The organism is uncultured Pedobacter sp. (assembly GCF_913776295.1).
In the GTDB taxonomy this organism is placed as follows: domain Bacteria; phylum Bacteroidota; class Bacteroidia; order Sphingobacteriales; family Sphingobacteriaceae; genus Pedobacter.
Map to the genome: position 1 here is coordinate 1 of NZ_CAJYOJ010000050.1, position 12,071 is coordinate 12,071.

Below are 12,071 nucleotides of genomic sequence, written 5' to 3' on the forward strand. Positions count from 1 at the left end.
CTAAAGTTATTAAAGAATTGCACGGATATAGTTAGATCCAATAGAAGCTTCAAAAGAATTAAGGTCTATAAAGAAAAGAGAAAACCTTTGATGTACAGAGGGATATAGCTTAACTTAACGACATTGCCCGCCCGCCTGCAACGGGCAGGGGGCTAGATCACACGGTTCGTGCAAAACAAGAAAGTGCAAACGGCTGATGATATGCAAAGCGATACCCGGTTTCTTACACAGGCCCCTGTTCAATAAACCTTATTGAAGCGGCTATCCTTTTTGGTGCAGAAACCAAAATATGCCTGCTAACCCCTCACAAAAAAGATAATAGTGGAAAGAAGGACTGCATTAACCGAAAGGCAACGAAAATTGATTTATAAAAAATTATTCTCATTTTGGAGCGCAAGTGCTGTAGCAACTATTAATGTCTGTTCCCGTGCTTCGCTATATCCCTCCGCTGAGCCCGGGGCTAAGAACAAAGTTGCTGCAAAGAACAACGTAAAAACTCTCAATATCGGGCAAAATACTTCTTGATTTCTTACACCGGCCCATATTCAATAAACCTTATTGAAGCGGCTATCCTTTTTGGTACAGAAACAAAAATATGCCTACTAACCGCTCAAAAAAAATAATAGCGGAAAGAAGGACTGCATTAACCGAAAGACAACGAACCCTGATTTACAAAATATTACACTCATTTTGAAGCACAAAGACTTTAGCAACTATTAAAGTTTGTTCCCGTTTTCCGCTATATCCCTCCGCTGCGCTTCAGGGAGGTTACGAAATATCATTTAAGCTGGTTTGTATGATAACAACCAGTATAGTTTAGATTACAACAGCCTTTCGGGAAATTGCGAAATCTTTTCTATAGTAAGCTGCTGCATAATCTGATACAAATGGGTTTTAAACATATTGATGGTATGGTCTCCACCATCGTTACCCAATGCACCAACGCCAAACATAAACGGTCGTCCCATAAAGTTAAATTCAGAACCTACGGCATGTGCCCTGGCCAAATCAACACCCGAACGGATTCCACCATCCAGCATGATTTTAAGTTTCGATTTATAGGCATCATTTCCGGCAAGTTTGATTAATGAATTGATCGATGATTCACCTGCGTCAATCTGTCGTCCACCATGATTGGAGACAATAATGCCATCAACACCAATCTGTATCGCGGCCTGCATATCTTCTTCGGTAGCTATACCCTTTAATACCAGCGGACCCTTCCAGATTTCGCGGATAGCCGAAACCTTTTCGATGTCAACTTTCCCCGTAAAAGTTCTGTTCATAAACTGTCCAAGCTGCGACATGTCCATTCCTTTTTCCATATAGGGTTTTAAAGTTGCAAACGAGGGGATACCGTGCTGCAACGTTTTGATGCCCCATAACGGTCTGGCGAAAGCCTGTAATATATTGCTGACCGACATTTTAGGCGGTATGGAAAGGCCGCTTTTAATTTCCTTGTACCGTAAACCGAAAGCAGGAACGTCTACCAGCACAACCAATACCGGACATTCAACCGCCTTCAAGCGTGATAAAATATCATCCCTCAATTTGTTTTCGGTAGGGTGGTAGAGCTGAAACCAGGCTTTTCCTTCCGAAACTTCTGCTATGCGTTCGATACTGCTGGTAGATACCGTACTTAATGTGTACGGGATATCGTGCTTGGCCGCCGCCCTCGCCAGAATTTCGGGCGCATTTGGCCACATCAAACCTTGTAAACCGATGGGAGAGATGCCAAACGGTGCACTATATCTGCGCCCGAAAAGCTCAACCGACATATCGATGTCTCCCCCCACACGCAAATAATTTGGTTTCAAGAATATATTATCGAAATCTGTTTCATTTCGAGCCAGGTTTAATCCTTCGTTACAGCCACCTTCTAAATAATCGAAAGCAAATTTTGGTATTCTTTTTTTTGCTTTATGCCTGAGGTCAGCTACCGAAGGGTATTGAGAATGATAAGGAAAAGTAATTTTTTTACTCATGATTAGGTTATTATCTTGCCCGTATGCGTGTTAAAAATGAAAACTAACATCATCCTTTGAAGTTTCCATCCTGCACAATCTGCTATTTTGTATTGATCGTTTTAGGATGGAATTTATTTGCGCTCGTTTCCAAACGAGTGCATAAATAGCAAAACGATTATATCGTTATAACGATAAAATACTCAACGCGTGTTGGAAACGAGCGCCAGTATCAATTTCATTAAATTTTATAAAAAGCTTTTGCATTATCCGAAAAAATCATTCTTTTTTCTGCTGTATTAAATTTTTCCGTGTATTTATGGACCAGATTAAACCAATCCTGATAGGGCCTGCTGATCAGCATGACCGGCCAGTCGCTGCCATACATAACACGTTCAGGACCAAATGCTTCAAAAACGACATCAAAACAGTTAAACAACTCTTTTTCTCTCCAATTATGCCAGTCAGCTTCGGCCAGGAGACCTGAAACTTTACAGTGTATATTTGGATTGGCAGCCAGGATCTTAATTTTTTTAGTCCAACCGCTGATATCCTGGCTTTTTACATCAGGCTTACCACAATGATCCAGTACAAATGGCTGCTCGGGAATTTGATCAACCATTTCTATGATGGCATCTAATTGATTATGGTAACACAATAGATCGTATGTATAATTGTATTTTTTCAGCTGCTTCACACCGGCAATAAAAGCAGGATTGAGGATAAAATCACGGCTTTCGGCCTGCAACACATGCCGCCAGCCTTTAATGGCTTTATAATTTTGCCAGTAGCTTAAACGTTCATCCAGATTGGGGTCACGCAAATCAACCCAACCCACAATACCTTTTATAATTTCATGCCCGTCCGCCAGTTTCAGGAGAAAATGGTTCTCTTCTTCCGATTGGCTCGCCTGCACCGCAATGCAACCCTCGATATTTAAATCACTGTAAATATCCAAAAGATTTTCGGGAGCAAAATCATGGCGGATGATCTGCATATCGTCGTTAATCCAGTTATCTCTAACCGGATCGAAATTCCAGAAATGTACGTGGGTGTCGATCATTACGTTAAAAATTTTCGCTATAGGCTTTAACAATTTGTCTACTGGAACCTAAGCCGTCGATACCCAATTCTACCACATCGCCGGGTTTTAGGTACCAGGGCTCCGGTTTTTGTCCTAAACCCACCCCGGCAGGCGTACCGGTAGTGATAATATCACCTGGCAGAAGGGTCATAAACTGGCTGATGTATGAAACCATAAAAGGTACATTAAAAATCAGGTTAGCAGTATTGCCATCCTGTAAAGTTTTCCCGTTAACGGTTAACCATAAGCGCAGGTTGTGAACATCGGCAATTTCATCCGGTGTGGCGATAAATGGCCCGATTGGCGCAAAAGTATCACAGCTTTTCCCCTTAACCCATTGTCCGTTACGCTCCAGCTGGAATTCGCGTTCACTGTAATCATTATGTAATACATAGCCAGCAATGTGATCTAAAGCATTCTCTTCACTTACATAATTCGCTTTTTTCCCAATAACAATCGCTAACTCTACCTCCCAATCTGTTTTTTTGCTGTTTTTCGGAATCACCAGATCTTCATTAGGCCCTACAATGGCTGAGGTTGCTTTGAAAAATAAAATAGGCTCAGCGGGAATAGGTGCATTGGTTTCAGCTGCGTGATCTTTATAGTTTAAACCTACGCAGATAATTTTTGAAGGGCGCGCCAAAGCCGGTCCAAGACGTACACTTTTATCTACCTGTGGCAAATCAGCAGATGGAATAGCTAATTTTAGTTCTGCCAGGCCATCGCCACCAAAAAACGCTTCGTTATAATCGTTCACCAATGCAGATACATCATAGTAATTATCGTCGATAATCACTCCCGGTTTTTCTGCCCCTGCCTCTCCAAATCGTATTAATTTCATATTAAAAAGGTTATATTTTTTATGTAAGAAGGATATTAATTGTTTAAGGTAGTAAATCCACCGTCAATAGGGTAGTCGCAGCCGGTAATAAATGCCGCTTCGTCGCTACATAAATATAACGCAAGCGCCCCGATTTCTTCAGGTTTTGCCATACGGCCAATCGGTTGCGTTTTGGATAATTTTTCGAACATTTCAGAGATATTATCCGGATAATTCTTTTGTAAAAAACCATCTACAAAAGGGGTGTGTACCCTCGCGGGAGAAATAGAGTTGCACCTGATGTTTTCGTTAATGTAATCTTTAGCTACACTCATGGTCATGGCTTTTACCGCACCTTTCGCTGTACTGTAGGCAAAACGATCTGGCAGGCCAATTAATGCAGCAATAGAAGCCATATTAATAATTACACCACCACCAGCTAAACGAATCTGCGGAATAGCGGCATACAAACAATTGTAAACACCTTTAACATTAACACGCATTATCCTGTCAAAATCGCCTTCTTCTGTGGTATCAGCTTTGCCAATGTGTGCAATGCCAGCATTATTGATTAAAATATTGATAGTGCCGATCTGTTCAAAAACAGCTTTAACGGACTGGTGATCGGAAACGTCGCAGGCATAGCTGAAAGCTTGTTTGCCAGCTGCTTTAATCTCATCAAATGTATCTTGCGCCTGAGCAATACCCAATTCAATAATGTGTACTTCAGCATCCTGCCTGGCCAGAATGGTGGCAATAGCCCTACCAATTCCACTTCCACCGCCTGTAACTACTGCTTTTTTATTTTTGAGTGAAAACATGTTTGTTATTTAAAATAATTGATGGTGTAATTTACTTTTTTCAGTTGGCATCCGGTAATATGATCATTCATGTTTGATAGCACCTAAAGAGGCAGAATGTTATAATTGATTAGAATACGACCACAAATAAAATAAATATTGTTGACTGAAAATTTTATCTTCTTGTCTAAATATTAACAAATATTGTCATTCATTTTGCTGAACACTCCAATAGGAACGGCAAATAAAATGAATATTTCGACTATTGGCGCAAATGAAAAATTAAATTTTAGCCATAAATCAACCCAAAGACACATGTTGACCTGATTTCAGCATCTATAAAATAAACGTATTTACTTTAAGATCCTGAATACCGTCCGACTGGCCGTGCGGAAGTTCAGGATGACGATGGAATAAGAATAATGAAGTCGTTTGCGTTTGTAACGCAGATGCAGGAGAACAGCAATTTTATCGCTAATAAATATAATCACAAAAAAGCCGATAATTTAAATTATTATCGGCTTTTGTATATTTAAGGTTTGTTAACTTAACCTTTATAAAACACCTCGTTCCAATGCAATTCATTTCTGAACTGATTGATTTTCGTATCGGCGCCGATATTAATGTACTCTAAACCGGCAATATTGGCGAAGTCAGATAAGTGCTCGGTAGTTAAATTCTGACTGTAAGCGGTATGGTGCGCTCCACCGGCATAAATCCATGCTGCACAGCCTGTTTTCATATCTGGAAGTGGTTTCCAAAGCACGCGTGCAACAGGTAGGTTAGGCAGGTCATTTTCCGCCTCCACAGCTTTAACTTCGTTTACCAATAAACGGAAACGATTACCCATATCAATTAAAGAAGCATTCAGGGCGTCGCCACCACCCACATTAAATACCAAACGTGCCGGATCGGCCTTACCACCAATGCCAAGCGGATGTACCTCTAAACTTGCCTTTCCAGAAGCTAAACTGGCATCAACCTCGAGCATGTGCGAACCCAGCACCATTGCATTTGCCGGATCGAAGTGATAAGTATAATCCTCCATAAATGCATTTCCACCAGGTAAACCAGCACCCATTACTTTACAGGCACGAACCAAAGCTGCTGTTTTCCAGTCGCCTTCACCTGCAAAGCCATAACCATCGGCCATTAAACGTTGCGCTGCAATACCTGGCAACTGAATCATACCATGTAGATCTTCAAAAGTATCTGAGAAACCTTTAAAGCCACCATCAACCAAAAACTTGCGTAGTCCCAGTTCAATTTTAGCTGCATCGTAAACCGATTGATGTCTCGCACCACCGGCTTTCAAATCTTCAGCCATTTCATAAGTAGCTTCGTATTCCTGTAATAAAGCCTGAACAGCGTCCTCATCAATTCCGTTAATTACAGCTACTAAATCGCCAATGCCATAAGTATTTACAGAAAAACCGAATTTCATTTCCGCTTCAACTTTATCACCATCAGTAACGGCAACAAAGCGCATGTTATCGCCAAAACGAACAAATTTAGCACCTTGCCAATCGTTCCATCCGGCAGCAGCCCTACACCAGGTATCAATTTGTTTTGCTACCTCTTCATCCTGCCAATGCCCAACCACCACTTTACGGTCTTTACGCATACGCGAAACCATAAAACCAAATTCGCGGTCGCCGTGTGCACTCTGATTCAGGTTCATAAAATCCATATCAATGGTATTCCATGGAATATCGCGATTAAACTGCGTATGTAAATGTAGCAAGGGCTTTTGCAATACATTTAAACCCCTGATCCACATTTTGGCAGGAGAGAAGGTGTGCATCCAGGTCATCACACCAATACAGTTTTCATCAATATTGGCCTGTTGTAAAGTTTCAAAAATTTCTTCAGTCGTTTTTACAATCGGCTTGTATACCACCGACACAGAGATATTTTGGTCTTGATTCAAAGAATCAGCAACCTGTTGTGCATGTTCTGCCACTTGCTTTAAGGTCTCTTCGCCATACAAATGTTGGGTACCGGTGATAAACCATACCTGTAATTTTTTTAAATCAATCATTATGTTTTAAGTTGTTTTTAATTTACTCAATCAAACCTATCAGGTTTTAAAAACCTGTGTGGTTTTGTATTTTTAGGTCGGTGAAGCACCAACCGATAGTTAGACTTTTCGCTTTTCCTGTACTCCAAATTGAGGACTTCAGACTCCAAACTAACTACGTCTGGCCGTAATAAGCTCCCGCACCGTGCTTGCGCTCATAATGTTTCTCAATTAACGAATCTTTTAGCCTAGGTGCCTGTGGATTGATTTGCTGCGTCAATAAAGCCATTTGTGCCACTGCTTCCAGCACTGCACTATTATAAACCGCTTTCTCTGCTGTTTTGCCCCAGGTAAAAGGTGCATGGTTACCCACCAAGATCATTTCCACTTCTTTATGGCTTAAGCCTAAGCTTTCAAAATGGTTCATAATCTGGAAACCCGTTTCATATTCATAATTACCCTTAATCATCGCGTCATCCATGGGTGGCGCACAGGGAATGTCGACTGTCAGGTGGTCGGCATGGGTAGTCCCAAAAATTGGAATGGCTTTTTGCGCCTGTGCCCATGCAGTGCCATAGGTAGAATGTGTATGTACTACACCCGCAATACCTTCCCAGTGTTTGTATAAAACAGCATGGGTCTTTGTATCTGAAGAGGGGCGAAGGCTTCCTTCAACCGTTTTTCCCTCAAAATCTACAATCACCATCTTTTCAGGTGTTAATTCTTCGTAAGGCACACCGGAGGGCTTAATCGCAAATACACCGTTCTCACGGTCGGCGGCACTTACATTACCAAAAGTAAACAGTACCAATCCTAATTTCGGCAGCTGCATATTGGCCTCGTAAGCCTGTTGCTTTATATCCTGATAGTTGCTCATGATAAATATGGTTTAACGTCTTTTTTACTGTATTTCTCCAGATAACGGCCCAGACCTAAATATTGCTGGTAATGTTGGCGGTAAAGCTTTTGCTTTTTAACGTTAGGCTTATATTCTTTTTCGAAACCAGTACCCATAGCCTGCATGGCAGCCTCAATATTTGGGTAGATGCCTGCTGCTACTGCGGCAAACATGGCCGCGCCTAAAGCGCAGGTATGCTCAAAACGGTGAATGCGGATAGGCATTTCAAGCACATCAGCCATCATTTGCATAATATAGCCTGATTTTTTAGCCACACCACCGATACCGATAATGCCTCTTACCGGTACACCCTGTTCTTTAAAACGATCTACAATAGCTTTGGCGCCAAAACAGGTAGCAGCAGCTAAAGCGCGGAAAAACCTCGGCGCATCAGTACCTAAACCCAAACCGGTAATAGCACCTTTAAGTTCCTGGTTAGCATCGGGTGTCCTTCTGCCATTTAACCAATCAACAGCTAGTTCGGCATAATCTTCATCATCCAAAGCTTCAGCCTGTTTGCTTAAACTGGCAATAATCTTGCTTTCCAGTTCTTCTTTTAACCCAATTGCTGTAGCCTCATCAATTAATGTAGATTCTGTTAACAAATGGTTTAATGGCCAGCTGATTAAATTTTTAAACCAGGCATACACATCACCAAAGGCAGACTGCCCGGCCTCTAAACCTGCCATACCCGGAATTACAGAACCGTTTACCTGTCCACAAATTCCGTTAATTAATTTACCATCTAAATCCTGGTTAGGAGCTACCAGGATATCGCAGGTACTGGTACCCATTACCTTACTTAAATAATAAGGCTCAATTTGCCCGCCAACTGCGCCCATGTGTGCATCAAAAGCACCAACACCAATTACTACATCAGTATTTAAACCCAGTTTGCCTGCCCATTCTTCGCATAAGGTGCCCGCGGCCACATCAGAAGTATCGGTATCATTAAATAATTTATCCCTGAAACCAGCCAAAAGCGGATCCAGGCTACTAAAAAAATCTTCTGGTGGTAGGCCATTAAATTCTTCTGCCCATAATGCTTTGTGTCCGGCAGCGCAACGACTTCTTTTCATCTTAGCTACATCGTTTCCACCACAAAGTAAAAACGGAACCCAGTCACAATGCTCTACCCAAGATTGCGCACTATTTCGTATAGATTGATCTACCCTTAAGGTACGCAGCAGCTTTGCCCAAAACCATTCAGACGAATAAATTCCGCCTACATACTTTAAGTAATTAGTTTTAAACTTAGTAGCGTGCTCATTAATTTCTGCTGCTTCTTTAACGGCTGTATGGTCTTTCCAGAGCACAAACATGGCATTTGGGTTTTCTTCAAAACCAGGTGTTAAGGCCAGGGGAGTACCTGTAGCATCAACAGCAACCGGGCTGGAACCTGTTGTATCAACCGAAATACCTTTTACCGAACGTGCAATTTCTGCACCGCCGGCTTTGGCCAGGCAATCTTTTATGGTGTGGATTAAACCTTCAATATAATCTAAGGGATGCTGGCGGAACTGGTTAACAGCTGGTTTACAGTATAAACCTTTCTGCCATCTTGGATAAAGAAAAACTGATGATGCGATTTCTTTTCCGTTTGTGGTATCGACTAAAACAGACCGGACAGAATCTGACCCGTAATCTACTCCAATTACATAGTTTGCTGTGCTCATAACAATAAATAAATGTCTAATTAACGTTTATTTATTTGAATTAAAAAATTTTATTGATTTTTTAATAATAAACACCAATTTTAACCTCAAAAAGACAGGATTTATTTTTGCAAAGGCTTTCACTATCCTTTTATCTTTTCACCTGTAAATCCGCATCAACTTTCATTATGCTGGTATTCAGTTGGCGTTAAACCTTCTTGCCAATATACTTGCATTTCTAGCGGTTAAAGTAAACATTATGAAAGAAGAGAGTGTAAAATAGAAGTTCGTATTTGGTAATAGTGCAAGCAAAGGATTAGAATGCTCCCTAATCAGGTAGGCGCTCAAATCTTATCAGCCCAAAACCCTTCAAATGTTTACTTCCAGGTTTAATCCACTTTAGCAATATCGGCATATTCTGAAATTTACCTTTTTTTTACTTTTGACTAAACCAACCCGCATTCCTTTTATGAAATCAATCTCACCGAACATTTTTGTCAATGACTTAGCCGAAACAATAACCTTTTACACCAAACTCGGTTTCAGTGTAATTAATGAAGTGTCTGCATCAGAAGGAGAGAAGGTATTTGCGATGATGACGAACGAAAGTGTCACTTTCATGTTTCAGACCTTTGCCAGCATTGAAGGCAAGCTCCCGATGGTGCATCGTGCCGATGGCGGATCGCTTTTATTGTATGTAAGTATGCAAAATATCCGTGAATATTATGAGCAGGTCAGAAAACAGGTCAAACTTCTTACCGGTCTGGAGAAAACTTTTTATGGTGCAACCGAGTTCTCCATTTGCGACAACAATAATTACCTGCTAACTTTCGCAGAACATGATTAAAAAGGTACTTAACCCGCTGGAGGTAACACCTGCAGAAGCGAAAAAGCTGCGTACGCTGAAAATTAAAAAAAGTGAAATGCACCTGCATGAAGTAGAGGTGCTACAGCAATTGCTTGATACGTCTAAAATCAGGGCGATGGAGCTATTTGCGCTGTCCGAGTTTCAGCGTGTGCCCTCCATAGGTATACGCTTTGCACACGACCTGATTGGAATGGGCTATTATTCGCTAAAAGACCTGAAAGGAAAAGATGGCGCGAAGCTTACCGATGAATACGAATTGCAAAAAGGGGTGTGGGTAGATCCCTGTGTGGAAGACCAATTCCGGCTGGTGGTCCATTTCGCCAGGCACCCGGATAGCAAACTGAATTGGTGGAATTTTACACCTGAGCGTAAGGCCTTCCGTGAGCAGCAGGGCTATCCGGCTACGCGGCCAAAGAGGCCTTGGTTTGAATTGCCACAATTCCAGACCGCAAAACAAATTCCGGCCACGCACGAGGCTACCCAGAAAGACCTGCATAAAAAACTCAAACGGGCATTGGCGTACATGACCAAACACCCGGAAGAGAAAATCACCATTGCGCAACTGGCCGACTTAGCACATATTTCTCCCTATCATTTTATACGCTGTTTCCGCAGTGCCTACGAACTAGCACCATTACAGTACCTTACGCGATTGCGATTAAAGAAAGCATCTTTACTATTAAAACAATCAACCATCACGATAGGGCATATCGTTCCCCAATGTGGCTTTGAAGACGAGAGTGCTTTTATACGGCTATTTAAAAAAGAATTCAGGATGACGCCAATAGCCTACAGAAAGGCGTTTGGAAACCCAAAACACTCGAAAAATGAATAATTTATTTAATTTGCCAAATGTTTTTTGAACACGGTTTGAATAGCTATTCCAACCTCGTGACCTGCATTTGATTTAAAATCCAGACCCAAAAGCATAGCCATAGTTTGCGCCAGTTGTTTATGATAAGTAATCGAGGCGGTTTTGATTTCTCCGATTGCAGGGCTATCCGGACCTAAAACAGCAAACCAGGTATTTTCTGCACCGTTCACATCTGCGCCGTGATCACGCCATTTATCCAGTGGCTGCTCGCCACGTCCATGGTCGCACGTTATCAGTAAGGTTGTCTGGTCTTTATAAAACGGATCTGCCTGAATTATTTTCCATAAAGCTTCCAGGTAGCCATCTTCCTGTTTGGCCCTTTCCAGATAAAGTTTGTAGTTGCCTGCATGGGCGAGATCATCGGTTTCATCAAAAGCGATGTAAAGTACCCTTGGTTTGTACTGTTTTAAGTATTCCTTACCAAATTCATAGGTAATGAAGTCGAGTCTGGTCGAGTCTCCAAGATCATGCGGAATATTATGCTGGAGTTCATTCAGGTATTTTAAACGTGAATTAGCATCCTTTTTTTTAAGATTTGCATAACCTGAGTAAACAGGTAGGCCCGACCGATGGGTATTCAGGATTTGAGGGAAACGTTCCCATGAAGAAAAGACAACCACTTTGCCCTCAAAACCTTTTTGCCCGGCAATAAATTCAAGCACGTTCTTATTGGGATTGTTAACTGCGTCATTGGTGTTCATTCCCGGATCAGGAAAACCGGTGAAAATTTCGTTATAGCCCGGATAAGAGAAGCGGTAGGGGTTGGCGAGCATATTTTTGTTACCCAGATCCTGGTTGCCATAAATTTGTCCTTGTACCGCTAAGGTGTTCCAAAGAAAGGGGAAAAGCAATTTCCTTCGTTGCTGCACGGAACCGGACCAGTATTTTTTACGAACATCGTCCTGGTCGTCGGTATATTTTGAATGGATTAAAGATGAATCTGCTCCACGAAATATTTCCTGCCAGCGCATTCCGTCAAGGGTAACGATAACCAGGTTTTTCGTTTTGTTTTTTTGTGCAAAACAGCAGAATATACTCAGCAATAAAACCGGCATTAACATCAGTTTTTTCATATACTTGTTTTAAAT

The 12,071-nt window shown here is 41.6% G+C and carries 10 protein-coding genes; 2 read left to right on the forward strand and 8 right to left on the reverse strand.

What is annotated here, in order from left to right; translation table 11 throughout:
- Window positions 1-821: 821 nt before the first annotated feature.
- From QZ738_RS10105 to QZ738_RS10135, 7 genes are all read right to left on the reverse strand, one after another.
- Window positions 822-1,985, reverse strand: a complete 1,164-nt coding sequence (locus QZ738_RS10105; RefSeq protein WP_293787124.1) for an alpha-hydroxy acid oxidase — start codon at window positions 1,983-1,985, stop codon at window positions 822-824.
- Window positions 1,986-2,205: 220 nt separating this feature from the next.
- Window positions 2,206-3,027 (reverse strand): amidohydrolase, encoded by an 822-nt coding sequence (locus QZ738_RS10110; RefSeq protein WP_293787126.1) that lies wholly within the window; start codon window positions 3,025-3,027, stop codon window positions 2,206-2,208.
- A gap of 4 nt (window positions 3,028-3,031) precedes the next feature.
- A complete protein-coding gene (locus QZ738_RS10115; RefSeq protein WP_293787128.1) occupies window positions 3,032-3,889 on the reverse strand; it encodes a fumarylacetoacetate hydrolase family protein in 858 nt (285 codons plus the stop codon).
- Window positions 3,890-3,924: 35 nt separating this feature from the next.
- The gene (locus QZ738_RS10120; protein WP_293787130.1) at window positions 3,925-4,689 is read right to left on the reverse strand and encodes an SDR family NAD(P)-dependent oxidoreductase; all 765 of its coding nucleotides are present in this window, start codon (window positions 4,687-4,689) and stop codon (window positions 3,925-3,927) included.
- A 526-nt stretch (window positions 4,690-5,215) separates the two neighbouring features.
- Window positions 5,216-6,709, reverse strand: coding sequence for an L-arabinose isomerase (gene araA, locus QZ738_RS10125; RefSeq protein WP_293787131.1), 1,494 nt, complete (start codon window positions 6,707-6,709; stop codon window positions 5,216-5,218).
- 154 nt (window positions 6,710-6,863) lie between these two features.
- Complete coding sequence (locus tag QZ738_RS10130; protein WP_293787132.1) at window positions 6,864-7,565, reverse strand: L-ribulose-5-phosphate 4-epimerase; 702 nt, start codon at window positions 7,563-7,565, stop codon at window positions 6,864-6,866.
- A complete protein-coding gene (locus tag QZ738_RS10135) occupies window positions 7,562-9,262 on the reverse strand; it encodes a ribulokinase (protein ID WP_293787133.1) in 1,701 nt (566 codons plus the stop codon). The genes QZ738_RS10130 and QZ738_RS10135 overlap by 4 nt, the downstream gene beginning before the upstream one ends.
- A 448-nt stretch (window positions 9,263-9,710) precedes the next feature.
- On the opposite strand from QZ738_RS10135, the gene QZ738_RS10140 reads away from it, so the two are divergent.
- Together QZ738_RS10140 and QZ738_RS10145 are read left to right on the forward strand one after the other, a co-directional pair.
- Entirely contained in the window at window positions 9,711-10,088 is a 378-nt protein-coding gene (locus QZ738_RS10140) for a glyoxalase/bleomycin resistance/extradiol dioxygenase family protein (protein ID WP_293787134.1), read from the forward strand.
- Complete coding sequence (locus tag QZ738_RS10145; protein WP_293787135.1) at window positions 10,081-10,944, forward strand: helix-hairpin-helix domain-containing protein; 864 nt, start codon at window positions 10,081-10,083, stop codon at window positions 10,942-10,944. Before QZ738_RS10140 ends, QZ738_RS10145 begins: the two co-directional genes overlap by 8 nt.
- 5 nt (window positions 10,945-10,949) lie before the next feature.
- Here QZ738_RS10145 and QZ738_RS10150 read toward each other — a convergent pair whose 3' ends face one another.
- Window positions 10,950-12,056 (reverse strand): phosphoglyceromutase, encoded by a 1,107-nt coding sequence (locus QZ738_RS10150; protein ID WP_293787137.1) that lies wholly within the window; start codon window positions 12,054-12,056, stop codon window positions 10,950-10,952.
- Window positions 12,057-12,071: the final 15 nt, after the last annotated feature.